Origin of the sequence: Lactobacillus sp. OTU4228 (assembly GCF_001006945.1) — a bacterium.
Lineage (GTDB): Bacteria > Bacillota > Bacilli > Lactobacillales > Lactobacillaceae > Lactobacillus > Lactobacillus amylovorus.
Genome location: NZ_CDLD01000004.1, coordinates 89,823 through 116,016 on the forward strand (window position 1 = coordinate 89,823; position 26,194 = coordinate 116,016).

Sequence of the window (26,194 nt, forward strand, 5' to 3'; positions counted from 1 at the left end):
ATTAATGGGTCAAAAGATTAACCCAAACGGTTTTCGTCTCGGTGTTATCCGCGATTGGGAATCAAAATGGTATGCTGACAAGGGATACAAAGAAACTTTAAACGAAGACCTTCGAATCAGAAAATTTATCTCAGAAAAATTGAAGGATGCTTCAGTATCTACTGTTGAAATTGAACGTGCAGCTAACAGAATCAACATCTCAATTCATACTGCTAAGCCAGGTATGGTAATTGGTAAAGGTGGTTCTGAAGTTGAAGCTTTAAGAAAACAATTAAATGCTTTAACTGGTAAGCAAGTTCACATTAATATTGTTGAAATTAAGAAACCAGATCTTGATGCTGAATTAGTAGCTGATGGTATCGCTCGTCAACTTGAAGCTCGTATTGCTTTCAGACGTGCTATGCGTCAAGCTACTCAAAGAGCTATGCGTGCTGGTGCCAAGGGTATTAAGGTTCAAACTTCAGGTCGTTTGAACGGTGCCGACATGGCAAGAAGAGAATGGCACACAGAAGGTCGTGTTCCATTACAAACTTTGAGAGCTGATATTGATTACGCTTGGGTAAATGCATTCACTACTTACGGTGAAATTGGTGTCCAAGTTTGGATCAACCGTGGTGAAGTCTTACCAACTCGTAAGAATAAGCCAGCTTCAAAGCCAGCGAAGGGAGGAAATAGATAATGCCTTTAGTACCAAAACGAGTAAAACACCGTCGTGAATTCCGTGGTAAGATGCGTGGTGCTGCTAAAGGTGGTAAGTATATTGCCTTTGGTGAATATGGTCTTGAAGCCCTCGAATCACATTGGATTACTAACCGTCAAATCGAAGCTGCCCGTGTTGCTATGACACGTTACATGAAGCGTGGCGGTAAAGTTTGGATTAGAATTTTCCCTCAAAAGTCATACACTGCTAAAGGTGTTGGTGTACGTATGGGTTCTGGTAAAGGTGCACCAGCAGGTTGGGTAGCTGTAGTTAAGAGAGAAAAGATTATGTTTGAAATTGGTGGTGTTGATGAAGCAACTGCTCGTGAAGCTTTACGTCTTGCTTCAACTAAGTTACCAATTAAGACTAAGTTTGTAACTAGAAGTTCGGAAGTAGGTGGCGAATCTAATGAAGGCTAAAGATATCAGAGCATTAACCACTGATGAAATGTTAGAAAAAGAAAAGCAATATAAAGAAGAGCTCTTTAATTTGCGTTTCCAACAAGCAACGGGTCAATTAGAAAATACCGCTCGCTTGAGCAAAGTCCGCAAGAATATCGCCAGAATTAAGACTATTCTGAGCGAAAAAGCGTTAGAAAACAATTAATGGAAGGGAGCTATTAACTTGAGCGAAACAAACGAAAGAAATTATCGTCACGTATACCAAGGTCGTGTAGTTTCTGATAAGATGGACAAGACTATCGTAGTCGTTGTTGACACTTACAAGAACCACCCTGTTTACAACAAGCGTATCAAATATTCAAAGAAGTACTACGCACAAGACGAAAATAACGAAGCTAAAGTTGGCGATACTGTACGTATCATGGAAACCCGTCCATTATCTCGTAAGAAGCGCTTCCGTTTAGTAAAGATTGTTAAGAAATCTGTTTAATTTGCGGATTTAGTGAGGGGAGGATTACACAGTGATTCAAAACGAATCCCGTTTAAAGGTTGCTGATAACTCTGGTGCCAGAGAACTTTTAGTTATTAGAGTCTTAGGTGGTTCAAAGCGTAAGACTGGTAACATCGGTGACATCGTAGTATGTACTGTTAAGCAAGCAACACCAGGTGGCGTTGTCAAAAAAGGCGACGTTGTAAAAGCAGTTATTGTTAGAACCAAATCAGGTGCACGTCGTGAAGATGGTTCATACATCAAATTCGACGAAAATGCTGGCGTAATTATTAACGCAGATAAGAGCCCACGTGGTACTCGTATCTTTGGGCCAGTTGCACGTGAGTTACGTGAGCACGACTTTATGAAGATCGTCTCTCTTGCTCCTGAAGTCTTATAATTGATAGTGAGGTGCACTGATGTTCGTTAAAACTGGTGACAAGGTAAAAGTTATTGCCGGAAAAGATAAAGGTAAAGAAGGTACTGTTCTTTCTGTTAACGTTAAGAAGAACCGCGTAGTTGTTAAGGGCGTTAACAAGATTAAGAAGCACCAAAAGCCTTCACAAGTTAACGCTAATGGTGGTGTAGTTGAATCAGAAGGTTCAATTCACGCATCAAACGTTAAAGTAATTAGTAAAAAAGAAGATAAGTAGAAGGGAGGACACAAATGGCAAGTTATTTAGCTGAAGAATACAAAGAAAAAGTAGCTCCTGCATTGGAAGAAAAGTTCAACTACACTTCATCAATGCAAATTCCTAAGATTGACAAGATCGTTTTAAACATGGGTGTTGGTGACGCTGTTTCAAACGCCAAGAACTTGGACGAAGCAGTTGAAGAATTAACTTTGATTTCAGGCCAAAAGCCATTAATCACTAAGGCTAAGAAGTCAATCGCTAACTTCCGTTTACGTGAAGGTATGTCTATCGGTGCTAAGGCTACTCTTAGAGGCGATAGAATGTACGACTTCTTATACAAGTTGATCAATGTTTCTCTTCCACGTGTTCGTGACTTCCGTGGTGTATCAACTCGTTCATTTGATGGTCGTGGTAACTACACTTTGGGTATCAAGGAACAATTGATTTTCCCAGAAATCGATTTTGATAAAGTTAACCGCACTAGAGGTTTAGACATTGTTATCGTAACTACTGCCAACACTGACGAAGAAGCTCGTGAACTTTTGACTCAATTTGGTATGCCGTTTGCAAGATAGTGGAGGACATTAATGGCTAAAACATCACAAAAAATCAGAAATCGTCGTCCTGCTAAGTTCTCTTCACGTGAATATACACGTTGCGAGAGATGTGGTCGTCCACACTCCGTATACCGTAAATTCGGTTTATGCCGTATTTGCTTAAAGGAATTAGCACACAAGGGTCAAATCCCTGGTCTTAAAAAGGCTAGTTGGTAGGATACGGTTAGGAGGATAGCTTAAATGGTCATGACAGATCCAATCGCAGATTACTTGACTAGAATCAGAAATGCCAACATGGCAAAGCACGATTCAGTTGAAATTCCTGCATCAAACATTAAAAAGTCTATTTCAGAAATTTTGAAGCGCGAAGGTTTCATCCGTGATTACGAAGTTGCAGATGACAACAAGCAAGGCGTTATCAAGGTATTCTTGAAATACGGTCCAAATGGAGAACGTGTCATTTCAGGTTTGAAGCGTATTTCTAAGCCAGGTCTTAGAAACTACGTAAGCGCTGAAGACTTACCTAAAGTTCTTAATGGTTTGGGCATTGCCATCGTTTCTACTTCTGCTGGTGTTATTACCGACAAGGAAGCAAGACAAAAGAACGTTGGCGGCGAAGTAATTGCCTACATTTGGTAATACTGACAGAAAGGAGAACAATCAATGAGCCGAATCGGTTTAAAGACTATTGAAGTCCCTGACAGTGTTACTGTTACCAAAGAAGGCGACAACATTACTGTTAAGGGTCCTAAAGGTGAATTAACTAGATACTTCGATCCAAAGATCACTTTTGAACAAAAAGATGGTAAGATCAACTTCTCACGTTCAAGTGAAAGCGATAAAGCACTTCACGGTACTGAAAGAGCTAACTTAGCTTCAATGATCGAAGGTGTAGTTGATGGTTACAAGAAGACTTTGAAGTTAATCGGTGTTGGTTACCGTGCACAAGCACAAGGCAACAAGATTACTTTGAATGTTGGTTACTCACACCCAGTTGTATTGACTGCACCAGAAGGTGTATCTGTAAAGGCAACTTCAGCAACTGATGTAGAAGTTGAAGGTGTATCAAAGCAAGATGTTGGTCAATTTGCAGCTGAAATCCGCGCCGTACGTCCACCAGAACCTTACAAGGGTAAAGGTATTCGTTACGTTGACGAATACGTACGTCGTAAGGAAGGTAAGACAGGTAAGTAATAAGTAGTTTATTTTGAGGTGAAATTGTGATTTCTAAACCAGATAAAAACAAGTTACGCTTAAAGCGTCGTAAACGTATTCGTAGTAAGATTTCTGGTACTGCTGAGCGCCCACGCTTAAGCATTTTTCGTTCAAATAAAAACATCTACGCTCAATTAATTGATGACGTAGCGGGTGTTACGCTTGCAAGCGCCTCAACTTTGGATGAAAACGTATCAGAAGATGCAACTAAGGTAGAACAAGCTGCTGCTGTAGGTAAGGCAATTGCTGAAGCTGCTAAGGCAAAGAACATTTCTGCCGTTGTATTTGATAGAAGTGGTTACTTATACCACGGCCGTGTTCAAGCATTAGCTGATGCTGCTCGTGAAAACGGATTAGAATTCTAGGAAAGGAGATTAACACATGGCAAACCGCAATGATTCTCGTAACAATCGTAGAAACAAAGACGATATCGAAGATCAATTAGTCGCTGTCAACCGTATTACTAAGGTTGTTAAAGGTGGCCGTCGCATGAGATTTGCTGCTCTTGTTGTTGTTGGCGACAAGAAAGGCCGTGTAGGTTTTGGTACTGGTAAAGCTCAAGAAGTCCCAGAAGCAATCCGTAAGGCTGTAGAAGACGGTAAGAAGAAAATGATCAATGTACCTAAAGTTGGTACTACTATTCCTCATGAAGTTATTGGTCACTACGGTTCAGGTAACATTTTATTGAAGCCTGCCGAAGCTGGTTCTGGTGTTGCTGCTGGTGGTGCTGTACGTATCGTTATGGATATGGCTGGTATCTCAGACGTAACTTCAAAATCACTTGGTTCTAATACTCCAATCAACGTTGTTCGTGCAACTATCGATGGTTTGAAGAAGCTTAGAACTAGTGAAGAAGTAGAAAAACTTCGTCAACCTGAAAGAGCTTAGATTAGGGAGATCATAGATGACTGATTTAAAGATTACTTTAATTAGAAGTGCTGCTCACCGTCTACCTGAACAAAGAAAGATTGTTAAAGCTCTTGGCTTGGGTAGAGTAGATAGTACTGTTGTTCTTCCAGACAACGCTGCTACTCGTGGTGCATTATTGAAAATTGCTCACTTAATCTCTGTTGAAGAGATTAATAAATAGGATATCAAGGAGGTGCCCAATTTAATGAAGCTTCATGAATTACATTCTGCTGAAGGCTCACGTCGTGATAGAAAACGTGTCGGTCGTGGTACTTCAAGTGGTTACGGTAAGACTTCTGGCCGTGGTCAAAAGGGTCAATTGGCTCGTCAAGGCGGTCACACACGTTTAGGTTTTGAAGGTGGTCAAATGCCATTGTTCAGAACTATGCCAAAGCGTGGTTTTAAGAACATCAACCGTAAAGAATACGCAATCGTAAATTTAGATGACTTAAATAAGTTCAAAGATGGCAGTGAAGTAACTGTTGAAACTCTTAAGGAAAACGGCTTGGTAAAGAAAGAATTATCAGGCGTTAAGTTACTTGGTAACGGAGAATTAAAAGTTAAGTTAACTGTAAAGGTTAATAAAGTTTCCGCAGCTGCTAAGAAAGCAGTTGAAGCCGCTGGCGGAACTGTTGAGGTGATCTAATGTTTTCGACCTTGAAGAACGCCTTTAAGGATAAAGAAATTAGAAATAAAATTTATTTCACTCTCTTTATTCTATTAATCTACCGGATCGGTGCTAATATCACTGTTCCAGGTGTTAATGCAAAGGCGATCACACAGGTTGCTCAAACTGGATTAGTTCCAATGCTAGATACTGTATCTGGTGGTGGGCTAGATAACTATTCAATATTTTCTTTGGGTGTTTCCCCGTACATCACGGCACAAATTGTAATCCAGCTGTTACAGATGGATATTGTACCGACATTGGTAGAATGGGGAAAACAAGGTGAAGTAGGTCGTCGTAAAACTAATCAAGTAACAAGATATTTAGCATTAGTTGTTGCTTTTGTTCAAAGTATTGGTATTACGTTAGGTTTCAATGCCTTGACTCAAATGGGATTGGTTAAAAACCAAACCCCTCAAACTTATGTAGAAATTGCTATTATCATGACCGCTGGTACCATGTTATTGACATGGTTGGGTGATGAAATCACCGATAAAGGTCTTGGTAATGGTGTATCAGTAATTATTTTTGCTGGTATCATTGCAAGATTACCAAGTGGTTTATGGCAAATCTACAAAGAATCAATTATTAACAATAGTTCCAGTGATCGTTGGAAAGGCATTTTGTTCTTCATCGCGGTTATAGTTGCAATCCTTGTAGTTACTCAATTAGTTACATGGGTTGAACAAGCTGATCGTCGCATTCCTATTCAATACACAAGAAGAGCGACGATTAGTGGTTCTGAAAGTTTTCTACCATTAAAAGTTAATGTATCTGGAGTTATTCCAGTTATTTTCGCCAGTTCATTTATCATTACACCGGCAACAATTTTAATGGCCTTTCAAAGAACCCAAGGCGATCAACAATGGTTTAAAGTAATGAACCAGATCTTTAGTTTACAAACTACTCCTGGGGTTATCATCTACACCTTATTGATTATCTTATTTACATTCTTCTACGCTTTCGTACAGGTTAACCCTGAGAAGCTGGCAGAAAACTTACAAAAGCAAGGTGCTTACATTCCTAGTGTTTGGCCAGGAAAAGATACCCAGAATTATATTTCAAAGATGTTGATTAAATTATCAACTGTAGGTTCAGTATTTTTAGGTTTAGTTGCTCTATTGCCTCAATTGGCCACAAACTTCTGGAATCTCCCAAGTTCCATTGGTTTAGGAGGAACAAGTCTTTTAATTGTAATTGGGGTTGTTCTTGAGTTATCTCGTCAAATTAACGGTTTGTTAATGAAGAGAGAATATGTTGGATTCATCAGATAGGAACGGAAAAAATGATTAACTTAATTCTTTTAGGCTTACCAGGTGCTGGTAAGGGTACAGCATCAGAGAGAATCGTTGACAAATATCACTTAACTCATATCTCAACTGGAGATATGTTTAGGGAAGCAATGGCTAACAAGACCAAGGTTGGTCTTGAAGCTAAAAGCTACATCGACAAAGGTAATTTGGTACCAGATGAAGTTACTGCTAGATTAGTTGAAGAACGTTTAGGTCAACCTGATATTAAAGAAGGTTTCATCTTAGACGGTTTTCCAAGAACTACTGTACAAGCAGAACTTCTTGAAGGCATTACTAAACGTTTGAACAAGCCTTTAACAAATGTCATCGCGCTTGAAGTTGACGAAGATACTTTGATCAAGCGTTTATCAGCAAGATACATGTGTAAGAATTGTGGCGCTACTTACAACAAGATTTCTAAGCAACCTAAAGTTGAAGGTACTTGTGATCGTTGTGGTGGACACGAATTCTACCAACGTGAAGACGATAAGCCAGAAGTAGTTAAGAATCGTCTTGAAGTTAACGAAAAGATGAATGCTCCTTTGAAAGACTTTTATCAAAAGAAAGGTTTGCTTACTGTAATTAATGGTGAACAAACTCCAGAAAAAGTCTTTGAAGACATTGATGCGGTATTGAGTAATAATCAATAAAAGAAAAATTTGTATAATTTTTTATCCGTGTTATAATTTCAAAGTATGACTGTATTAATTGCGGAGGAACAACTTTGGCAAAAGATGATGTCATTGAAGTAGAAGGTAAGGTAGTTGATACCTTACCTAATGCTATGTTTAAAGTTGAATTGGAAAATGGAGCTACTATTTTAGCACACGTTTCCGGTAAAATTAGAATGCACTACATTCGTATTTTGCCAGGAGACCGTGTGACTGTTGAATTGTCTCCATATGATTTAACTAAAGGTAGAATTACGTATCGATTTATAAAATAATATAACGGAGGGAAACATGAAGGTTAGACCATCTGTTAAACCAATGTGTGAACATTGTAAAGTTATTAAAAGACATGGCCGTGTTATGGTAATTTGCCCAGCAAATCCAAAGCACAAGCAACGTCAAGGTTAATAGAAAAAAGAGGAGGTGTAGTTTATGGCTCGTATTGCTGGTGTTGACTTACCAAGAGATAAGCGAATTGTTGTTGCCTTAACTTACATTTACGGTATTGGTGACACAACTGCTAAGAAGATTTGTGCTGATGCTGGTGTATCTGAAGACGTTCGTTCAAAGGATTTAACTCCAGAAGATCAAGAAAAGCTTCGTGCTGAAGTTGACAAGTACCGTGTTGAAGGTGACTTGCGTCGTGAAGTAAGCATGAACATTAAGCGCTTAGTTGATATTGGTTCTTATCGTGGTATTCGTCACCGCCGTGGACTTCCAGTTCGTGGCCAAAATACCAAGAACAATGCTCGTACTCGTAAGGGTACTAAGAGAAACCGTTAATTTTATTTATAAGGAGGTTTATTGATGCCTGCAAAGAAAACAGCACGTAAGCGTCGTGTGAAGAAGCATGTTGAAAGCGGTGTTGCACACATTCACTCAACGTTTAATAATACTTTAGTCATGATTACTGACGTTCAAGGTAATGCAGTTGCTTGGTCTTCAGCTGGTGCATTGGGCTTTAAGGGTAGTCGTAAGTCTACTCCATTTGCAGCTCAAATGGCAGCTGAAGCAGCAGCTAAGAGTGCAATGGACCAAGGTATGAAACATGTAGAAGTTTCAGTTAAAGGTCCTGGTGCTGGTCGTGAATCTGCTATTAGATCACTTCAAGCAACTGGTCTTGAAATTACTGCAATTCGTGACGTTACGCCAGTTCCCCACAATGGTTCCAGACCACCAAAACGTCGTCGTGTTTAATTTTGTCCTTGATGATATAGGACGTTACGTTTTGAAAGGGGCCCAGTAATGATTGAATTTGAAAAACCAAATATTACCGTTGTTGAACAAGAAGATTCTTACGGTAAGTTTGTTGTTGAACCACTTGAGCGAGGCTTTGGTACTACTTTAGGTAATTCTTTAAGAAGAGTTTTACTTACTTCTATTCCGGGTACTGGACTTGTTTATGTGCAAATTGATGGCGTTTTACACGAGTTCTCAACAGTTCCTGGCGTCAGAGAAGATGTAACCAAAATTATTCTGAACTTGAAGAAACTTGAATTAAAGTCTCTTTCAGATGAACAAAAGGTTATTGAATTAGACGTTGAAGGTCCTGCCACAGTAACTGCTGATGATCTTAAAGTTGATGCAGACGTTCAAGTCTTGAATCCAGATCAATATATTTGTACCATTGCTGAAGGTGGGCATTTACATATGGAACTCGCCGTAAAGAATGGTAGAGGATATGTAACTGCAAGTGACAATAAGAGTGATGACATGCCAATCGGAGTAATTCCTGTTGATTCATTATTCTCACCAATTAAAAAGGTTAACTACCAAGTTGAATCAACTCGTGTTGGTAAGAGAGACGATTTCGACAAGCTCACTTTTGAGATTTGGACTGACGGTTCAATCAAGCCTAATGACGCCCTTAGTTTTGCTGCTAAGATCTTAGTTGAACACTTCAAGGTATTTGAATCAGCTGATGCAAATACTCAATTCAGCGAAGTAATGGTGGAAAAGGAAGACGATAAGAAGGAAAAGAAGCTTGAAATGACAATTGAAGAGCTTGACCTTTCTGTTCGTTCATACAACTGCCTGAAACGTGCCGGCATTAACACTCTTCAAGAGTTAACTGATAAGACAGAATCAGATATGATGCGTGTACGTAACTTAGGACGTAAATCATTGGAAGAAGTTAAGAATAAATTAGCCGACTTAGGTCTTTCACTTCGTCAAGAAGACTAAAAGTAGGCAATAAAGGAGGCAAACCCATGGCATACCGTAAATTAGGTCGCGATAGTGCTCACAGAAAAGCAATGCTAAGAGAAATGACTACTCAATTAATCATGAACGAACGCATTGTTACTACTGAAACTCGTGCTAAAGAAGTTCGCAAGACTGCCGAAAAGATGATCACTTTAGGTAAGCGCGGCGATTTAGCTTCAAGAAGAAAGGCTGCAGCATTTGTACGTGACGAAGTTGCAGATATCCACGAAGAAAAGGATACTGTAGTTGTTAAGTCAGCATTGCAAAAGCTTTTCAGCGATGTAGCACCTCGTTACAAAGACCGTAATGGTGGTTACACTAGAATTTTGAAGTTAGCAGTTCCTCGTAAAGGTGACGCTGCTCCAATGGTTATTCTTGAATTAGTCTAGAATAGTCAAAAACTTAATACGTATTAAGAATTATCCATGAAAGCGAGAATAAGCGTAAAGATGATGGCGCAAGCTTAGTCTAGCTTAGATGATGAAAATCATCCCTCTTCATGGGTGATTTTTTTTACCCTTTTTTCTGTTACAATTACTATTAAGTGAGTTGGAAGGGAGAGTGAAATATGACAATTAGCAATGCTATTGATTTTAAAGATGTGACATTTACATATCCAGAATCTAAAGCACCTGTCCTTAAGAAAATTAATTTTAAAGTAAAAAAAGGTTCATGGACAGCTTTAATAGGCCATAATGGGAGTGGTAAATCCACAATTTCCAAGTTGATTAATGGTTTACTTTTACCTGATAAGGATTCTGGCAGTGTAATTACTGTTTCCGGAATGAATCTAAATTCAGAAAATGTTTGGGATATTAGAGAAAAAGTTGGTATAGTTTTTCAAAATCCAGATAATCAATTTGTTGGAGCTACAGTTGGTGACGATGTAGCATTTGGATTAGAAAATCGTGGTGTTCCTAGGGACCAGATGGTACAGACCGTTAAAAAGGTATTATCTGATGTGGGAATGCTGGATTATATTGATGCTGAACCTGCCAATTTATCTGGTGGTCAAAAGCAAAGAGTAGCTATTGCAGGTATTCTTGCTGTTGAACCAGAGATTATTATCTTGGATGAATCGACGTCAATGCTAGACCCAAGCGGTAGAGATCAAATATTAAAGATAATTAAACGCTTAATGTCAGAAAAAAATTTAACCATTCTCTCTATTACGCATGATATCGATGAAGCTGATATGGCAGATAATGTCATTGTGCTAAATGACGGAAAAATATTGGCACAAGCATCGCCAACAGAAATTTTCAGTCAAACAGAGATGCCGCGGCAAATAGGATTAGATATTCCTTTTGTAGATAAATTGATATATAAATTAAATCAATTAGGCATTACAATACCAAAAGATGTACAAACGAAAGATGAGTTGAAACAGTACTTATGTCAATTAAATTCGAAAAAGTAGATTATATTTATTCTCCAGGAACAACAATGGAAAAAAGGGGGCTAGATAACGTTTCTTTCGAATTAGCTGACAATAAATTTATTGCTTTGATTGGACATACTGGTAGTGGTAAATCTACGCTTATGCAGCATTTTAATGCGTTGCTGAAGCCAAGCAAAGGTTCAATAGATATTGCCGGATATCATATCACTCCTCAAACAAGTAATAAAAATTTAAAAGAATTGCGTAAACGAGTTAGTCTAGTTTTTCAATTTCCTGAAGCACAATTATTTGAGAATACTGTGTTAGAAGATATTGAATTTGGACCTAAGAATTTTGGTGCGACAGAAAAAGAAGCAAAAACCAAAGCCTTTGAATGGCTGAGCAAAGTAGGACTGCCTGAAGAGATAGCAACTAAATCTCCGTTTGAGCTTTCAGGCGGGCAAATGAGACGAGTAGCTATTGCTGGGGTAATGGTAAATGAACCTCAAGTACTGTGCTTGGATGAGCCTGCTGCCGGTCTTGATCCACGGTCTCGTAAAGAAATGATGAAGTTGTTTTTGAACTATCAAAAGGCTGGCCATACTGTAATTTTAGTTACGCATAATATGGATGATGTTGCTGAATTTGCAGATGATGTATTAGTGATGGAACATGGACAGCTAATTAAACACGATAAACCGGAGAATATTTTCAAAGATAAAAATTGGCTGGAAAAGCATTATCTAATGGAACCAACCCCTAGTCGTTTTGCTTCAGAATTAGCAAATTATAATTTTGCACAGAATCCGTTAACGCTTGATCAACTTGTAGATGGAATCAAGGAGAATTTGAAGGGAGAGTTTGATGAGTAAAATAATTGTTGGGCGATATATCCCGGGAAATTCTCTTGTCTATAAAATGGATCCACGTGGTAAATTATTGATTACAATACTATTTATTTTCGTGATTTTTTTGGCAAATAATCCCATAACTTACGCTATTATCACAGTATTTTGTTTAGCAGCGATTTTCGCAACAAGGTTAAAAGTAAGAGTGTTCTGGGATGGGGTTAAACCGTTAATTGGGTTAATCTTTTTCACGTCTTTATTGCAATTATTCTTTATGACCGGTGGGAAAACATACTGGCAATGGTGGATTTTTACTATCTCTAGTTACGGGTTAGTTAATGCGGCCTATATTTTTATTAGATTCACTTTGATCATTTTGATCTCAACGGTCATGACGGTTACTACGATGCCACTTGAAATCGCCGATGCGATGGAGTGGTTACTAAAACCATTAAAAATATTTAAAGTGCCAGTGGATAAAATTGCGCTAGTAATTTCAATTGCTCTTCGTTTTGTCCCAACATTGTTTGATGAAACTTTGAAGATAATGAATGCTCAAAGATCACGTGGGGCTGATTTCAATGATGGTGGTCTAGTAAAAAGAGCAAAAGCAATTACGCCAATATTGGTGCCATTGTTTATTCACTCTCTAGAAACCGCAATTGATTTATCGACTGCTATGGAATCACGTGGCTATCGTGGCAGTAGTGGTCGAACCAAATATAGAGTTTTGAATTGGTCAAAATATGATTTGATTTCATTATTCTATTTCATCGCATTAGTATTGTTACTATTAATTTTTAGGAATCACTAATTATGTTAACTAGATATAAAATGACAATGTCGTATGATGGTCATTTGTTTCATGGCTTTCAACTTCAGCCAGATCAGCGAACGGTCCAAGGAACAATCGAAGATGCTCTTAAGAAGATGACTAAGGGTAAGCGAGTTATTGTTCAAGGATCTGGTAGAACAGATGCTGGAGTACATGCTGTGGGGCAAGTGATTCACTTCGACTATCCTGGAAAGACGATTCCAGCCAACAGAATGATTTTAGCTTTAAATTCAATGATGCCAACTGATATTGTTTTTACAGATTGTCAAATAGTGGACGAAAATTTCCACGCCAGATATTCAATTAAGGGAAAATGGTATCGATATCGCGTTAGTTTAGACCACTTTGTGAACCCATTTAAACGATTTTATACAGGTCATTTTCAATACCACCTTGATATTAAAAAGATGCAAGAGGCAGCTAAAGATTTACTTGGGACACATGACTTTACTAGTTTTGCAGCCAGTGGTGGTCAAATAGAAGATAAGGTTCGAACTATTTATTATGTCAATATCAGGAAAAACGAAGAAGAAAATGAAATAATATTCGATTTCATTGGCTCAGGCTTTCTGTATAATATGGTCCGAATTATGGTTGCTGCATTGCTAGAGATAGGCAATGATCGTCGACCAGTTCATGATTTAAAACGAGTGATTTTAGCCAAAGATAGACAAGAAGTTCGTCAGACGGCACAAGCAAGCGGCTTATATTTGTATCATGTATTTTATGACGAAATTCCACAAAAATATCGTCAAGACCAAGGATTAATGATATGATTAGAATAAATGTAAGTGCTTTTTCAGGAGGTAAGTAAAATGAAAAAGAGACTTGTTTACTTATTTTCGGTTGTATTCTTTGTGTTCTTAGGACTTCTTCAATTAGGTTTAAAACCACAAAAGGTAGAAGCTGCCTACGGAATTTTGCATCCCTATAGCACGCCTGTAGCAACGCGCGGTAATTGGTATTATCTTGATCGTGATAGCAAGGGAACCCAAAAGATTTATACTGTTAAAATTACGGCCCATGCTGTTGATAAAGATAAACTATATGTTCCTTCACAAAAGTATTTTGAGAAACATGTCTATAATGCTTCTGAGAAGAAACGTAATCAATTTATTGAGAAAACTAAGAATATTTATGCTGGCTACAATTATAAAAAAGGCTTCAATGTCAATAATTGGGTTAGTTTAGCAGGAGACGGAGTCTACTATATTCCTGTTACGCGTAAAGTTAAGGGCAAGAAGGTAAAAGCATTACGTATTGCTACTGGCGCTGGTCCTTATACTGCTGCTTATGCATATAAGACGAAAAAGCTTGCTAGACTGGCAAAATAAAGAATTATCATATTTTGGTATTTTTACTGAAATATGATTTTTTATTTCTCTAAAAATGCAAGAATAAATTCTTTAAGACTGGCATTTATAATTGACTTTTTTCAAAAAAGGACGTACTCTAATATAGTATGTTTGTCCACGATAGGCCCCGGAAACTTATTGTTTTCAAACTGCAAATAAACGGAGGAATTTAAATTGCGTACTACACCATTAGCAAAATCTAGTGAAATCGAACGTAAGTGGTACATTATTGATGCAACTGACGTATCTCTTGGTCGTCTTTCTGCAGCTGTAGCCACTATTTTGAGAGGTAAGAACAAGCCTCAATACACACCTAATGTTGATACCGGTGATAATGTTATTATTATCAACGCATCAAAGATTAAGTTGACTGGTAAAAAGGCTTCTGACAAGATTTACTACCACCACTCAGAATGGCGCGGTGGCTTAAAAGCTACTTCATACGGCGAGTTGCTTGCTAATAACCCAGTAAAGATGGTTGAAATCTCAGTTAAGGGCATGCTTCCAAAGAATACTCTTGGTCACCAAGAATTCATGAAGATGCACGTTTATGCTGGTGAAGATCACAAGCATGAAGCACAAAAGCCTGAAAAGTTAGATATTAACAAGTTAATCTAGGAGGTTAAATAATGGCACAACAAGCTGCATACATAGGTACTGGTCGCCGCAAGGATTCAGTTGCGCGTGTTCGTTTAGTACCAGGTAACGGTAAGATCACTGTTAACGGTAAAGATGTTGATCAATACATTCCATTTCCTAACTTGGTTAAAGATTTGAAGCAACCTTTAACATTAACTGAAACTGACGGTCAATACGACGTCCACGTTAATGTTAACGGTGGTGGTTTCTCAGGCCAAGCTGGAGCTATCCGTCTCGGTGTTGCACGTGCTCTTCTTGAAGTTGACCCAGACTTCCGTGGTCCACTTAAGAAGGCAGGTTTCTTAACCCGTGACCCAAGAATGAAGGAAAGAAAGAAGCCAGGTTTGAAGAAAGCCCGTAAAGCTTCTCAATTCTCAAAGCGTTAATCTGTGGATTTTACGTTTATATATCAAAAAAGCATCCCTTATTGGAATGCTTTTTTTGTGCCCAAAATTATTTCTAAGTTTTATTAAAGAGAAAAATCACCAAGTTAGAAAGATGTAAAATTAAACTAACAGTTCTGATTATTCAAAGTAGGTACAAAATGATTCTGTCACTAAAAAAAGTTAGTTACCGCGTAAAAGATAAGAATATTATCTCGGATTTTTCACTAGATATTGATAAAGGGACATTTTTAACGATTATTGGTCCTTCCGGTGGAGGAAAAAGTACTTTATTAAAACTTTTAGCTAATTTGATTTCGCCAACTTCTGGAGAAATTGATTTTAAAGATGAAAATATTAATACGTATTCACCAACAATTTATCGGCGTCAGGTATCATATTGTTTTCAACAGCCAAGTCTCTTTGGAGAAACTGTTAAAGAAAATTTAGAGTTTCCATTTAAAATCAGAAAACAGCAACCTGACCAAGATAAAATGGAACAAGCATTAAAGTCTGTTGATTTAAAACCAGATTTTTTGAATAAAAATATTACTGAATTATCAGGTGGTGAGAAGCAAAGAGTAGCCTTAATTCGTAATCTATTATTTAAGCCGGAAGTGCTTTTATTAGATGAAATTACCACTGGTTTGGACAATAATAGCAAAGAAATCGTACATCATTTAATCCAAAATGTACATCAGGATAATACGACGATTATTCAAGTTACCCACGATAACGATGAAATTCATCAGGCCGGTCAAATCATTAGAGTGGCAGAAGGGAAATTAGTAAAATGAAAGATTTAGCTGTTAGCAATTTATCGTTGTTTCTGTCGTTTGCGTTAGTTATGGTCTCTGTGGGAATTTCTATGAAAGAGCATCTGGGCTTAACCAAAGATGTCTTTTATAGTGTTGCTCGTGCGATTATTCAATTAACAATCGTGGGATATATCCTGAAATATATCTTTAAGATTAACAATACTTGGCTCACGATTGTGATTACCCTGTTGATAATTTTTAATGCTTCATGGAATGCCAATAAACGAGATCCTAATCCAGATAGAAAGTTATGGCAATCGTTTGTGGCATTGTTGGTTGGAACTTATATTACACTAGGCGTCTTAATGCTTTCGAAGACGATCAAATTAGTGCCAATGCAAATTATTCCAATTACGGGGATGATTGCCGGAAATGAAATGGTCGCGATTGGATTGTGCTATAAGACTTTGAATGAAAGCTTCCATGATCAACGACAACAAGTTTTAGAGAAATTGGCTTTAGGGGCCGACATTAAGGATTCCAGCATGCCAATTTTACGCAGAAGCATCAAGACTGCGATGCAGCCAACAATTGATTCAGCTAAAACCGTTGGTTTGGTTAACTTACCAGGAATGATGTCAGGATTGATTTTTGCCGGAGTCGATCCTGTGTATGCGATCAAATATCAGATTATGGTTACGTTCATGTTGCTATCCGCTACGGGACTTGGAGCAGTGATTGCCGGTTATTTAGCTTATAGAAACTACTTCAATGCTCGGATGCAATTGCTTGAGAAATAAAAAAAGACCAAATTCATGTGAACTTGGTCTTTTTGATTAGAATTATAAACTGTCTTGAATATTATCAGCTAAGTAGTCGTAAAGCATGCCTTTCTTCAAGTCCTTGGTATCAACGCCAAGAGCTTCAGCGATTGCGTAAGCGAATGACCAAGCAGTAGCAGGACCACGGCTAGTTACGATCTTGTGTTTATCGTCAGTAACAGTGATTTTTTCTGAAAAATGGGCATTTGGTTGATCTTTCAAGCATTCTTGTTCAATACCTGGGTAGCAGGTAAAGTCAACGTCATCTAACACGCCATAACGTGCGAGGGCACGAGGAGCAGCACACATTGCGGCATCCCATTTGCCTTCTTCGTGACGCTTAACCATTAAATCACGCAACGTCTCATTATCACGTAAGTTTGCGGAACCAGTCATTCCACCTGGGAATGCGACTAAATCGTAATCAAGTAAACTATCGTCAACAACTTTGTCACAAGTAATTTCAATGTGGTGGTCGCCATCAACTTTTTTGCTAGTTAAACCAACCATGTCACATTGCACGTTCAAACGACGAAGTACATCAACTACGCTTAAACCTTCGACTTCTTCACAGCCATCTGCAAAGATTACAGCAACTTTTGTCATTATATAACCTTCCTTTCTTCATTACATTAATTATACTAGTTAATTAATGTCTAAATAAAATGAGAGGTCTCTTAATTTACTTAAATGCAAAGTAGGGTGTGGTGAAATAGGAATTTTGTCCTTCTTTGGTGCAAGCCACAATGACTTCAAATTGGCATTTTCTGCACCCTGAATTTCTTCATCTGTATTGGTGCCAATTACTAAAACTGTGTCGGGATCAATTTCGGGATGATCTTTGAGAATTTTGAAGAAAATATTTTTGCTAGGTAATTTTTCGTCAAAATCGTCTGCAAAATAAGTATAATCAAACGAACTGAGTAATTCGGATGGTGCCAGGCGCGGTTCAATTTCTGCTTTAGTTTCTTTAGCAAGTAAAATTAAGCGAAAAGAACTAAGTTGATCTAGAAAATCGGGCGTCCCTTTAACTAATCTAGTTTGTTCTTTCATCAAGCTATCAAAAACAGGGCGTGTTTCCTTAATATCCTTATCCAAAAAAGTGGTTAAAGATAAATCGATTTGCTCGTCATCAGATAAAGTTTTAAATTGTTTTTGCAGACTAGTGTACCTTAAGCGTTCGGCTGGTCCCCAATCGAGGCCAAAATGCTTTAAGGCTTGGCGCAAAGCAGTCTTTTCGGCTAGTTTTTGATTTAAAAGACTACCCTCAGGGATGAAAATTAATGTTTCAAATGTTGACATATAGTACCTTCTTTTTGCGTTAATCTCTATAAGAATTATAATGAACTCGATAATTTTTAGAAAGGATTTAAGAATGACAATCTGGACAGCTATTTTCTTATTATTGGCTCAACCATTTCTTCAACCAAGGAATTAAAGGGACATTGGAAGGAAACATGGTTTTTCACGATTTTTACCGTTCTTCATCGCATTTTCTGGAATTATGATTCTTGTTTCGGGAAAGCATAATACATTAAATACGGAAAAGCAGCCTACTTGGTTAAGAATTGTTTACTTAGGCACGCTTTTAATCATGGGTGCTTACACTGGTTATTTCGGTGCCGCCGGTGGTGTTATCGTATTGGTAATTTTAACCTACATTACCAATGAGAAGTTTATCGTAATTAATGCAATTAAAAATGTGATTAGTGGCTTTGCTAACTTAGTTGCTTTAATAATCTTTATGTTTACTTCTCACATTTATTGGCTTCAAGCAATTCCGCTAGCAATCGGAATGTTCATTGGTGGTTATATTGGGCCAGCTATTTTAAGACGTGTTCCTGAAAAGCTGGTTAGAATTTTTATTGCAACTTTGGCATTCGTTCAATCAGCCTACTTCTTTTATACAGCATATCTACGCTAAGTTTGATACAATATTTATTAATACAAAGGGAGGGGTTAATAGATGGCAACAGAAGTTTATTTAGTTCGCCACGGTGAGACTATGTTTAACCAGCTGAACAAAGTTCAAGGCTGGTGTGATTCTCCACTAACTGTGAAGGGAATTAACGATTTAAAGAGAACTGCAGATGCATTAAGCCAAGTTCACTTTGACAACATGTACTCATCAGATTTGAAAAGAGCAATTGACACCGTTCACTTAATGAAAGACGCTAATTTGGTCTCGGATATTGGTAAAATTAAAAAGTTGCCGGAATTTCGTGAAGTTTTCTTTGGAACTTTCGAAGGTGATGATATTAACCAAACCTGGGATCAAGTGGCGATGGCAGCCGGAATCGGTCATGAAGACGATGTCACTAAGATTATCAATCAAGTGGGCCTGCATGATTTCCGTGAGGCTATTAAGAAGGCCGATCCACGTCACTTAGCAGAGAATACGGAAGAGCTCGATAAGAGAATGGTCCGTGGGATCCAAGTATTAGGTGATCTTACCAAAAATGAAAAGAGAGTTCTGCTAGTTACACACGGCGATTTTATTAAAACCTTGTCGATTAAGTATTGGAATAGAAGTGATGGTAAGCATGACATCATTTTTCCAAATAACGGCAGCGTTACTAGAGGAATTTTGCATGACGATGGTCAATTTGAAATTGTTGACTACAATGTTGATGCAGAAAAATTATAAGAAAGTCCTACTGCATAAGTAGGGCCTTTTTTGGTACACTGATAGCGAGAGGAAAATTTAAATGAATAAAGATCATACAACTAAGCGCTATGTATTTGTTACGCTGTTAAATGTTGTTATTACTATTGCCGAATTCTTAGGTGGTATTTTTTCAGGATCGCTAGCTTTGCTTTCAGATGCTGTCCACAATTTAAGTGATGTAGGTGCGATTATTTTATCTTTTGTTGCTCACCTGATTAGTAGACGTAGTCGTAATCAACACAAGACTTTCGGTTATGAGCGGGCGGAGACGTTAGCCGCCTTTACGAATGGCGTTATTCTGATCGTAATCAGTGTAGTTTTATTCGTAGAAGCAATTCAACGCTTCTGGGAGCCAGAACATATTCATGGCGGAATTATGCTGGTTGTCTCAATCATTGGTCTTGTGACTAACTTGATCTCAATGTTTGCTATGCACAGAGATTCTAAGGGTAATTTGAATGTGCGCTCAACCTTTATTCATATGCTTAGCGATGCATTATCAAGTGTAGCGGTCGTAATTGGTGCGATTTTTATTTACTTCTGGAATGTGACTTGGCTTGACCCAGTTTTGACTATTTTGGTTTCACTCTTTGTTTTGCATGAAGCATATGAAATCACAATGAAGGCAGCCAATGTGTTAATGGAATCAAATCCTAATATCGATTTGACTAAAGTTAACGAGATTATGTTGTCATTCCCTGAAGTAAAGAATGTTCACCATGTCCATGTTTGGCGCTATAGTGATGATTTTATTATGATGGACGCTCACATTAACGTCGATCGTAATCTGCAAGCTGGCGAACTGGAACAGCTTTATCAAAAGATTGGTAAAAAGCTAAAAGAAGAATTGTGCATCAATCACATTACTTTACAAGCAGAATGTGAACGTGGCCGTAATGATAAGATGATCGTTTCAGGCCGCGGTAATAACGAAAATTAGGTGGATAAATGTTTTCAGTCAATATTTTTACAGCGATAATCGTTTTAGTTATGGGCATATACGATATGTCATATGCCTTTAATCGACGCAAGCAGCCTAATAATAAAGGCGGCATTAGGGCTTTTATGATTTTGGGCGTGATTTTCACCATCGGTGGAATCGTAATGATTATTAGATGTTTGATTAATAAAGGATAATAGAATGGCTAAATTAGTATTAGTTCGACATGGCGAAAGTGTTGCCAATGCCGCAAATGTTTATACTGGATGGAACGATGTTCCATTGACTCACAAGGGTGAGGAGCAGGCTAAGCAGGCAGGCGAATTAATTAATACTATCTCAGACTTTGCTCCAACGCATATCCATACTTCAGTCTTGTCGCGTGCTATTACGACAGCCAATATTGTCGCCGATACATGTAATTTGTTATGGCTCCCGATCACTAAGACGTGGCGACTAAATGAACGTCACTACGGGGCTCTACGTGGCCTTAACAAGGATATCTCGCGTAAAGTATTCGGTGTAGAACAAGTTTTACTCTGGCGTAGAGGTTTTGATTCCGTTCCACCTGCTCAAGGTTCGCCAATGATTGATCGTCGCTATAAATTATGCGATCAACATTTGATGCCACGAGCAGAAAGTTTACATCAAACCCAAAAACGTTTGATGCCATATTACTATGATCATATTGCTTCGAGATTGTTAAATGGTGAAGACCAATTAATCGTAGCTCATGGTTCAAGTCTTCGTGCTTTGATCAAAAAGCTTGAAAACATTAATGATCATGACATTGTTAACCTTGAAGTACCTAATGCAGAACCAATTGTTTATACGATGGATGATCAGTTAAATATTGTTGATAAAAAGATTTTACATTAAAAATGCAGAGAACCTGCATTTTTTTAATGCTCTAAAGAGGGATTTACCTACAATTATGGTAGAATTTAATATGATTTCTAGTATATTAGTTTGGAGTATTTTGCATGCGTAAATTATTTTTATTGCGAGGTGCACCTGGCTCCGGTAAGTCTTCTTTTATTGCCCGTCATCACTTAACGCCTTATGCGATCAGTCGTGATCAAATTCGGTTATTATTGGCGGATTTAACAGTTTATTATCAAGAGGATGCGGATGTATTACACCAAGTGATTCCGCGGCACGTAACTGTGCGTACTGAGCAAATGGTGGATCACCTTGTAGAACACAAGATGGAACATGGGGAAACTGTAATTGTTGATGGAACGCATATTGTTCCTAGCGCAATTGAGCATTTCAAGCCATGGGTAGACAAGTATCACTATGAATGTTTCGTAGTTGATTTAATGCAGCACAACACGTTGGAAAACTTACTTAAGCGTAATCAAACCAGAATGCATTACGATTGGGTAAAGCCAGAAGTTGTTAAGCAAATGTATCGTTCATATGAAGCACATCCAGAAGTTCCAAGTTGGGCACATAAGATTATCCCAACACAAATGGATCATGCACTATCACAAAAGGAAAGCAATCTTGATCGTTATTCACACGTGATTGCCGTTCCAGATAAGGTAAGTGAAGAAGATTTTCCACATGTGCATATCTCGAACTTCTACTTCTCATTTAATGAAAAGTTTACTGAGAAGTATGGAACTTACCGCAATGTGGTTTCAATTGCTAAGACTGAGGATGAAGCGGTAAAGCAATTCAAGTTGCCATATTTTGTCTTTAAGTTTCACCACAAGCATTTCTTGATCTCGGCATATCCAATTAGAAATGAAATGCTTGACCCAATTAGAAAAGTGAAGGGTGTATGGACATATTCAACTGGATTGTATAATGTTGCTGATTTTATTAAGGAATTTCCAGAAAATCCTAAGCAACATGTGCATCAATTCAATTTAAGCAAACTTGATGCAACTCGTTTGCTTCATATTTGGTAAAAGAACACGAAAAAAAGAGTTACGCTTTAAAAACGTAGCTCTTTTCTTTATATAAAATTATTGAATTAATATTCAAATGCTAAAGCACCCATTGGGTCCCATGGCAACAATTGAATAGGGTTCTTCTTGCCTTCATCGTAGGCTTTCTTGAGGTCATCTGGCAAGAACTTCTTGTTGATAACGGCTTGGTAAACGAATGAATCGAACCACTTGTCGCTCATGACGAAGTAACCCTTAAAGCCTGGCTTTTCACCCCATGAGTTTTCGATCTTCCACTTAGTTGGCTTGCCATCAACAATGTCAACACCAGTAATAACCATGGCGTGATCCATCATGCTTTCACCAGAATCAAGCTTTTCAGCCTTAGACATTGAGAAGTCAGTGTCGAATAATTCGTCACGACGGTAAAGATCAGTGTCAAGAAGACCTGCTCTTCTTTCTGAATCCTTAACAACGTTTGAACCGAACCAAACAACTTCACCGCTCTTTAATTGCTCGATGATTAAGTCCTTCATTTCATCAACTTTAAGGTTCAAGTGACGAACTTGACGGCCGCCTTCAACGTTACCTAAGTATTCAACTGAGAATACCTTGTGGAAAGGCTTATCGCTAGTTGGAGCGTTAATAGTTGAAATGTGGTTTTCAAGGTCCATGCCAACGTACTTGTCGAAGAATTCCTTTGGAGTAATATCCTTATCAATGCGGTAATTCTTGTCGTCATCTCTGTATTCAAAGTTGAACTTTGTAGGTGGAACACCAAGTGAGATTGAAAGTACGCGGAAGACATCGTTTAACATTTCTTCCTTGCGAGCTTGAACTTCATCTTCTGACTTGCCATCGTTAACTAACTTTCGCAATTCAAGACCATCTTTACGAAGCAAGGTGTTCAAAGTATCGTTTAATGCGCTAGAGTTGTTTGAGTTAGCAGTTTCTGGGTAAACGCTCTTTGGTACGATACCGTATTTTTCGATGATGCCGCAAAGCATGTCCCATTGACCACCATCTTGTTGTGGAGTAGTAAACAAGAATGAAACTTTACGATCGCCAAGTGGCTTGTCTGCAGTTGCAATTACATTTTCAAAGAACCAGTTTGACTTTTCAAATTTGTCCCAGAAGTTAGTGTAGTTTTGAGATAATTCGAAGTCCTTTAACTTAAACTTCTTTTGAAGTGGGTGACGCATGGTATTCAAAGCTGAGAACATCCAGCAACGACCTGATTGCTTTTGGTCAGCTGGCTTACCAGTGTCGATTTCAATTGAGAAGGTTGGGTCAAGGTCGATTTTAGTTTGTAAGTCTTGACTTGCCTTAAAAATGCCGTTTTCTTGAGCTGCACGGCTAGCTACTTTGTATGCAGGATGATTGGTTAAATCGTTCTTAAATTTTTCGATTGTATCATTAGAAATTTCTTTTGCCATTAATTTTTCCTCCCTTTTTATGGAAATCTAATTATATTTTAGCCTATAAAAAGAAAGGCGTCTATTTTGTAAATGGATGGTGATACCAAATATCATTTAATTCGGGATGCTTTTCAAAGTATTTAATGGCAATTGGATCGAGTGGCCAAACTTTTTTGCCTGATTCTTGCACATATGCAAGCACTTGCTTCATCAACAAACTTATTTCGTGTGGATCATGTTCATCAGGATTAAGAAAAATGTGATTCATCACCCAAACAGTAGCATCCTTACGCTTAATTAAATCTAAGTCAGTTCTTGATGTTGTTTGCCCATCATTACTGTTAGAGAGCGTAAAATATTTTTTAGTTTCAGTATTTTCAGACATTTTTTACCTTTTCTAAGAAAAAATCGTTCTTTTTTTGCGTAATAAATAATAGAGAGTTAATTATTTTTTGTTTACTCAAAACATTGTAAAATAGATAACTGTCAAAATAAAAGTAGTAAATGGAGTTAACAATGAAGACACGTGGATTTGAAGTAGTAAAAAAGTATCAAGATAAAGGAATCAATTTGCCTAGAAGACAAACCTTGGCTAGTGCCGGCTACGATCTTGAAGCGGCTGAAGACATCACTATTCCTAGCATCTGGCGTCTTAACTTTGTCAGAATTTTTAGATTGATTAGAAATGGTCACCAACTTTATGAACGTGATTATGAAATGGCAGAACAATTATTAAAGCCAATTTTGGTTCCTACAGGCCTTAAAGCTTATATGCCTGAAGATGAAGTACTGATTTTGGCCAACCGCTCATCCAATACTTTTAAGCGTAATCTTTCATTGCCTAATGGCGTAGGCGTAATCGACGCGGATTATTACAATAATCCTAATAATGAAGGTGAGATTTTTGTGCAAATGCTTAATTATGGCGTGCGTCCTTTACATATTCACAAGGGTGACCGCATTGCACAAGGAATTTTTATCAAATATCTTAAAACTGACGACGATGATCCAATCAGTAGACAAAGAATTAGTGGTTTTGGTTCTACTAATGAAAAGAAGGATGATTAATGGCAAGAGTAAAAACACAATATAAATGTCGCTCCTGTGGCTATATTTCTGCGAGTTACTTGGGTAGATGCCCTAATTGTGGTGCTTGGAATCAGTTTGAAAAAGAGACTGAAGAAGTACAAAAGCGTTCTACTAAGGCTACAGCTAGTCGTTTAATTCAAAAGACCGGTGTCAATGAACCGGTTAAGTTAGACAAAATTAAGGCAGAAAAAGAAGAAAGAATTCCTACCAAATCTGAAGAATTAAATCGTGTTTTAGGTGGCGGTATCGTGCCAGGATCGCTTGTCTTAATTGGCGGGGATCCCGGAATTGGTAAATCTACATTGATGCTGCAGATCATGAGCGATTTATCTGAAAAATATAAAGTACTATATGTTTCAGGGGAAGAATCAGCTAATCAGATCAAGTTAAGAGCCGATCGACTTGGCGTAGGGCAAAGCAACATGCTGTTATATCCCGAAACTGACATGCATGATATTCGTGAACAGATTAATGATGTTAAACCTGACTTTGTGGTGATCGATTCCATTCAAACGATGAATGAACCTAGTTTGGACTCGATGACCGGTTCAGCTTCACAGGTTAGGGAAGTAACCAGTGAGCTCATGAAGATCGCTAAAATGAATGCGATCACGATTTTTGTTATCGGTCACGTGACTAAAGAAGGGGCCATTGCTGGTCCTAAGATTATGGAACACATGGTGGATACGGTACTTTATTTTGAGGGGGATGAACACCACTCTTACCGTATTCTGCACTCTGTTAAAAACCGTTTTGGTGCTGCTAACGAAATTGGCATGTTTGAGATGGTCAATGAAGGGCTAAAAGAAGTTACTAATCCATCATCTATTTTTCTTGATCAAAGATTGCCTAACTCGACTGGTTCAGCTGTCGTTGTTTCGCTTGAAGGAACCCGTCCACTTTTAGCTGAAATCCAAGCTTTGGTAACCCCAACGGCATTTGGCTATGCGAAGCGAACAACTTCAGGCCTTGATTACAATCGAGCAGCTCTTTTACTTGCCGTTCTTGAAAAGCGTGGCAATTTAATGTTGCAAAATCAAGATGTTTATTTAACTGCAACTGGCGGGATTAAACTGAATGAACCGGCAATTGATTTAGCTATTGTTATGGCTGTGTCATCTAGTTACACAGATAAAGAAATTTCACCAACGGACTGCTTTGTAGGTGAAGTTGGTTTAACCGGTGAAGTTCGCCGCGTAGACAAGATCGATGCTAGGGTAAAAGAAGCCGCTAAAGTTGGCTTTAAACGAATCTTTGTACCGCGGCACAACATGTATGCTGGTCTTCAGGATTATGGCATCGAAGTAATTCCAGTTTCCAGTATTCCACAAGCATTAAAATTAGTTTTTGATTAGCACTAATTGAATTCTTCCTATATAACGAGTAAACTAAGATTGTTTGAATCTACTATTTTTGAAA

42 protein-coding genes and 1 pseudogene are annotated in these 26,194 nt (G+C 38.0%); 39 read left to right on the plus strand and 4 right to left on the minus strand.

Annotated features, from left to right (window positions below; genetic code table 11):
- Positions 1 to 4: 4 nt before the first annotated feature.
- The 31 genes from rpsC to fetB all read left to right on the plus strand — a co-directional run bounded on the left by rpsC (position 5) and on the right by fetB (position 16,741).
- Positions 5 to 679, plus strand: a complete 675-nt coding sequence (gene rpsC, locus BN1206_RS01150; protein WP_013437133.1) for a 30S ribosomal protein S3 — start codon at positions 5 to 7, stop codon at positions 677 to 679.
- Positions 679 to 1,119, plus strand: coding sequence for a 50S ribosomal protein L16 (gene rplP / locus BN1206_RS01155; RefSeq protein ID WP_003625792.1), 441 nt, complete (start codon positions 679 to 681; stop codon positions 1,117 to 1,119). The genes rpsC and rplP overlap by 1 nt, the downstream gene beginning before the upstream one ends.
- Positions 1,109 to 1,306, plus strand: a complete 198-nt coding sequence (gene rpmC / locus BN1206_RS01160) for a 50S ribosomal protein L29 (RefSeq protein ID WP_003549032.1) — start codon at positions 1,109 to 1,111, stop codon at positions 1,304 to 1,306. Before rplP ends, rpmC begins: the two co-directional genes overlap by 11 nt.
- 18 nt (positions 1,307 to 1,324) lie before the next feature.
- Entirely contained in the window at positions 1,325 to 1,591 is a 267-nt protein-coding gene (rpsQ, locus tag BN1206_RS01165; RefSeq protein ID WP_013437134.1) for a 30S ribosomal protein S17, read from the plus strand.
- Between the two features lie 31 nt (positions 1,592 to 1,622).
- Positions 1,623 to 1,991: a 50S ribosomal protein L14 gene (gene rplN, locus BN1206_RS01170; protein WP_007126804.1), complete on the plus strand. Its 369-nt coding sequence runs from the start codon at positions 1,623 to 1,625 to the stop codon at positions 1,989 to 1,991.
- Positions 1,992 to 2,010: 19 nt separating this feature from the next.
- A complete protein-coding gene (gene rplX / locus BN1206_RS01175; RefSeq protein ID WP_013437135.1) occupies positions 2,011 to 2,244 on the plus strand; it encodes a 50S ribosomal protein L24 in 234 nt (77 codons plus the stop codon).
- A 14-nt stretch (positions 2,245 to 2,258) separates the two neighbouring features.
- Entirely contained in the window at positions 2,259 to 2,801 is a 543-nt protein-coding gene (gene rplE / locus BN1206_RS01180; RefSeq protein WP_013437136.1) for a 50S ribosomal protein L5, read from the plus strand.
- 12 nt (positions 2,802 to 2,813) lie between these two features.
- Positions 2,814 to 2,999, plus strand: a complete 186-nt coding sequence (locus tag BN1206_RS01185; protein WP_003549037.1) for a type Z 30S ribosomal protein S14 — start codon at positions 2,814 to 2,816, stop codon at positions 2,997 to 2,999.
- A gap of 24 nt (positions 3,000 to 3,023) precedes the next feature.
- A complete protein-coding gene (rpsH, locus tag BN1206_RS01190) occupies positions 3,024 to 3,422 on the plus strand; it encodes a 30S ribosomal protein S8 (RefSeq protein WP_013437137.1) in 399 nt (132 codons plus the stop codon).
- Between the two features lie 24 nt (positions 3,423 to 3,446).
- Positions 3,447 to 3,977: a 50S ribosomal protein L6 gene (rplF, locus tag BN1206_RS01195; RefSeq protein ID WP_013437138.1), complete on the plus strand. Its 531-nt coding sequence runs from the start codon at positions 3,447 to 3,449 to the stop codon at positions 3,975 to 3,977.
- 26 nt (positions 3,978 to 4,003) lie between these two features.
- A complete protein-coding gene (gene rplR / locus BN1206_RS01200) occupies positions 4,004 to 4,363 on the plus strand; it encodes a 50S ribosomal protein L18 (RefSeq protein WP_013437139.1) in 360 nt (119 codons plus the stop codon).
- A 16-nt stretch (positions 4,364 to 4,379) separates the two neighbouring features.
- Positions 4,380 to 4,886, plus strand: coding sequence for a 30S ribosomal protein S5 (gene rpsE / locus BN1206_RS01205; RefSeq protein ID WP_013437140.1), 507 nt, complete (start codon positions 4,380 to 4,382; stop codon positions 4,884 to 4,886).
- A 16-nt stretch (positions 4,887 to 4,902) separates the two neighbouring features.
- A complete protein-coding gene (gene rpmD, locus BN1206_RS01210) occupies positions 4,903 to 5,088 on the plus strand; it encodes a 50S ribosomal protein L30 (protein ID WP_003549042.1) in 186 nt (61 codons plus the stop codon).
- A gap of 24 nt (positions 5,089 to 5,112) precedes the next feature.
- Positions 5,113 to 5,553 (plus strand): 50S ribosomal protein L15, encoded by a 441-nt coding sequence (gene rplO / locus BN1206_RS01215; RefSeq protein ID WP_013437141.1) that lies wholly within the window; start codon positions 5,113 to 5,115, stop codon positions 5,551 to 5,553.
- Positions 5,553 to 6,848, plus strand: a complete 1,296-nt coding sequence (gene secY / locus BN1206_RS01220) for a preprotein translocase subunit SecY (protein ID WP_013437142.1) — start codon at positions 5,553 to 5,555, stop codon at positions 6,846 to 6,848. Before rplO ends, secY begins: the two co-directional genes overlap by 1 nt.
- Before the next feature lie 11 nt (positions 6,849 to 6,859).
- Entirely contained in the window at positions 6,860 to 7,516 is a 657-nt protein-coding gene (locus BN1206_RS01225; RefSeq protein WP_013641476.1) for an adenylate kinase, read from the plus strand.
- A gap of 74 nt (positions 7,517 to 7,590) precedes the next feature.
- Positions 7,591 to 7,812 (plus strand): translation initiation factor IF-1, encoded by a 222-nt coding sequence (gene infA, locus BN1206_RS01230; protein WP_002878178.1) that lies wholly within the window; start codon positions 7,591 to 7,593, stop codon positions 7,810 to 7,812.
- A gap of 16 nt (positions 7,813 to 7,828) precedes the next feature.
- Complete coding sequence (rpmJ, locus tag BN1206_RS01235; protein WP_002878160.1) at positions 7,829 to 7,945, plus strand: 50S ribosomal protein L36; 117 nt, start codon at positions 7,829 to 7,831, stop codon at positions 7,943 to 7,945.
- A gap of 24 nt (positions 7,946 to 7,969) precedes the next feature.
- A complete protein-coding gene (gene rpsM, locus BN1206_RS01240; protein WP_013437144.1) occupies positions 7,970 to 8,320 on the plus strand; it encodes a 30S ribosomal protein S13 in 351 nt (116 codons plus the stop codon).
- Positions 8,321 to 8,344: 24 nt separating this feature from the next.
- Positions 8,345 to 8,734: a 30S ribosomal protein S11 gene (rpsK, locus tag BN1206_RS01245; RefSeq protein ID WP_003625817.1), complete on the plus strand. Its 390-nt coding sequence runs from the start codon at positions 8,345 to 8,347 to the stop codon at positions 8,732 to 8,734.
- A gap of 48 nt (positions 8,735 to 8,782) precedes the next feature.
- On the plus strand, positions 8,783 to 9,721 hold the full coding sequence (locus BN1206_RS01250; protein ID WP_013437145.1) for a DNA-directed RNA polymerase subunit alpha: 939 nt from the start codon (positions 8,783 to 8,785) through the stop codon (positions 9,719 to 9,721).
- Positions 9,722 to 9,747: 26 nt separating this feature from the next.
- Positions 9,748 to 10,131: a 50S ribosomal protein L17 gene (rplQ, locus tag BN1206_RS01255; RefSeq protein ID WP_013437146.1), complete on the plus strand. Its 384-nt coding sequence runs from the start codon at positions 9,748 to 9,750 to the stop codon at positions 10,129 to 10,131.
- 179 nt (positions 10,132 to 10,310) lie between these two features.
- Positions 10,311 to 11,162 carry an energy-coupling factor transporter ATPase gene (locus tag BN1206_RS01260; protein WP_013641477.1) on the plus strand — a complete coding sequence of 284 codons (852 nt, stop codon included), beginning with the start codon at positions 10,311 to 10,313 and terminating at the stop codon, positions 11,160 to 11,162.
- Positions 11,138 to 11,995, plus strand: coding sequence for an energy-coupling factor transporter ATPase (locus BN1206_RS01265; RefSeq protein ID WP_013437148.1), 858 nt, complete (start codon positions 11,138 to 11,140; stop codon positions 11,993 to 11,995). Before BN1206_RS01260 ends, BN1206_RS01265 begins: the two co-directional genes overlap by 25 nt.
- Positions 11,988 to 12,785 carry an energy-coupling factor transporter transmembrane component T family protein gene (locus tag BN1206_RS01270; protein WP_013437149.1) on the plus strand — a complete coding sequence of 266 codons (798 nt, stop codon included), beginning with the start codon at positions 11,988 to 11,990 and terminating at the stop codon, positions 12,783 to 12,785. The genes BN1206_RS01265 and BN1206_RS01270 overlap by 8 nt, the downstream gene beginning before the upstream one ends.
- A 2-nt stretch (positions 12,786 to 12,787) precedes the next feature.
- Complete coding sequence (truA, locus tag BN1206_RS01275) at positions 12,788 to 13,582, plus strand: tRNA pseudouridine(38-40) synthase TruA (RefSeq protein WP_013437150.1); 795 nt, start codon at positions 12,788 to 12,790, stop codon at positions 13,580 to 13,582.
- Positions 13,583 to 13,621: 39 nt separating this feature from the next.
- Complete coding sequence (locus tag BN1206_RS01280) at positions 13,622 to 14,140, plus strand: hypothetical protein (protein WP_013641478.1); 519 nt, start codon at positions 13,622 to 13,624, stop codon at positions 14,138 to 14,140.
- Positions 14,141 to 14,335: 195 nt separating this feature from the next.
- Complete coding sequence (rplM, locus tag BN1206_RS01285) at positions 14,336 to 14,779, plus strand: 50S ribosomal protein L13 (protein ID WP_013437152.1); 444 nt, start codon at positions 14,336 to 14,338, stop codon at positions 14,777 to 14,779.
- A gap of 11 nt (positions 14,780 to 14,790) precedes the next feature.
- The gene (gene rpsI / locus BN1206_RS01290; RefSeq protein WP_013437153.1) at positions 14,791 to 15,186 is read left to right on the plus strand and encodes a 30S ribosomal protein S9; all 396 of its coding nucleotides are present in this window, start codon (positions 14,791 to 14,793) and stop codon (positions 15,184 to 15,186) included.
- 158 nt (positions 15,187 to 15,344) lie between these two features.
- Positions 15,345 to 15,980 carry an ABC transporter ATP-binding protein gene (locus BN1206_RS01295; protein WP_013437154.1) on the plus strand — a complete coding sequence of 212 codons (636 nt, stop codon included), beginning with the start codon at positions 15,345 to 15,347 and terminating at the stop codon, positions 15,978 to 15,980.
- The gene (gene fetB, locus BN1206_RS01300) at positions 15,977 to 16,741 is read left to right on the plus strand and encodes an ABC transporter permease (RefSeq protein WP_013437155.1); all 765 of its coding nucleotides are present in this window, start codon (positions 15,977 to 15,979) and stop codon (positions 16,739 to 16,741) included. Before BN1206_RS01295 ends, fetB begins: the two co-directional genes overlap by 4 nt.
- Positions 16,742 to 16,783: 42 nt before the next feature.
- On the opposite strand, the gene BN1206_RS01305 is transcribed toward fetB, so the two are convergent.
- Positions 16,784 to 17,368, minus strand: a complete 585-nt coding sequence (locus BN1206_RS01305; protein ID WP_013641488.1) for a DJ-1 family glyoxalase III — start codon at positions 17,366 to 17,368, stop codon at positions 16,784 to 16,786.
- A 39-nt stretch (positions 17,369 to 17,407) separates the two neighbouring features.
- The gene (locus BN1206_RS01310) at positions 17,408 to 18,064 is read right to left on the minus strand and encodes an HAD family hydrolase (protein ID WP_052542783.1); all 657 of its coding nucleotides are present in this window, start codon (positions 18,062 to 18,064) and stop codon (positions 17,408 to 17,410) included.
- Positions 18,065 to 18,166: 102 nt separating this feature from the next.
- Here BN1206_RS01310 and BN1206_RS01315 point away from each other — a divergent pair.
- From BN1206_RS01315 to BN1206_RS01340, 6 genes and pseudogenes are all read left to right on the plus strand, one after another.
- A pseudogene (locus BN1206_RS01315) lies at positions 18,167 to 18,686 on the plus strand (sulfite exporter TauE/SafE family protein); the annotation flags it as partial.
- 42 nt (positions 18,687 to 18,728) lie between these two features.
- Positions 18,729 to 19,409 (plus strand): histidine phosphatase family protein, encoded by a 681-nt coding sequence (locus BN1206_RS01320; protein WP_013437159.1) that lies wholly within the window; start codon positions 18,729 to 18,731, stop codon positions 19,407 to 19,409.
- A gap of 61 nt (positions 19,410 to 19,470) precedes the next feature.
- Complete coding sequence (locus tag BN1206_RS01325) at positions 19,471 to 20,370, plus strand: cation diffusion facilitator family transporter (protein ID WP_022087069.1); 900 nt, start codon at positions 19,471 to 19,473, stop codon at positions 20,368 to 20,370.
- A gap of 8 nt (positions 20,371 to 20,378) precedes the next feature.
- Positions 20,379 to 20,567: a DUF308 domain-containing protein gene (locus tag BN1206_RS01330; RefSeq protein ID WP_013437161.1), complete on the plus strand. Its 189-nt coding sequence runs from the start codon at positions 20,379 to 20,381 to the stop codon at positions 20,565 to 20,567.
- Positions 20,568 to 20,571: 4 nt separating this feature from the next.
- Positions 20,572 to 21,249, plus strand: coding sequence for a 2,3-bisphosphoglycerate-dependent phosphoglycerate mutase (locus BN1206_RS01335; protein WP_013437162.1), 678 nt, complete (start codon positions 20,572 to 20,574; stop codon positions 21,247 to 21,249).
- A gap of 104 nt (positions 21,250 to 21,353) precedes the next feature.
- Complete coding sequence (locus tag BN1206_RS01340; RefSeq protein ID WP_013437163.1) at positions 21,354 to 22,289, plus strand: AAA family ATPase; 936 nt, start codon at positions 21,354 to 21,356, stop codon at positions 22,287 to 22,289.
- A gap of 65 nt (positions 22,290 to 22,354) precedes the next feature.
- Here the strand turns inward: BN1206_RS01340 and pepC are convergent, their stop codons facing one another.
- Both pepC and BN1206_RS01350 read right to left on the minus strand, forming a co-directional pair.
- Complete coding sequence (gene pepC, locus BN1206_RS01345; protein ID WP_013437164.1) at positions 22,355 to 23,704, minus strand: aminopeptidase C; 1,350 nt, start codon at positions 23,702 to 23,704, stop codon at positions 22,355 to 22,357.
- Positions 23,705 to 23,765: 61 nt separating this feature from the next.
- Positions 23,766 to 24,071, minus strand: a complete 306-nt coding sequence (locus tag BN1206_RS01350) for a GNAT family N-acetyltransferase (RefSeq protein ID WP_013437165.1) — start codon at positions 24,069 to 24,071, stop codon at positions 23,766 to 23,768.
- Between the two features lie 131 nt (positions 24,072 to 24,202).
- Here BN1206_RS01350 and BN1206_RS01355 point away from each other — a divergent pair, with 131 nt between their 5' ends.
- Together BN1206_RS01355 and radA are read left to right on the plus strand one after the other, a co-directional pair.
- Positions 24,203 to 24,754, plus strand: coding sequence for a dCTP deaminase/dUTPase family protein (locus BN1206_RS01355; RefSeq protein ID WP_046433038.1), 552 nt, complete (start codon positions 24,203 to 24,205; stop codon positions 24,752 to 24,754).
- Positions 24,754 to 26,130, plus strand: a complete 1,377-nt coding sequence (gene radA / locus BN1206_RS01360) for a DNA repair protein RadA (protein WP_013437167.1) — start codon at positions 24,754 to 24,756, stop codon at positions 26,128 to 26,130. The genes BN1206_RS01355 and radA overlap by 1 nt, the downstream gene beginning before the upstream one ends.
- Positions 26,131 to 26,194: the final 64 nt, after the last annotated feature.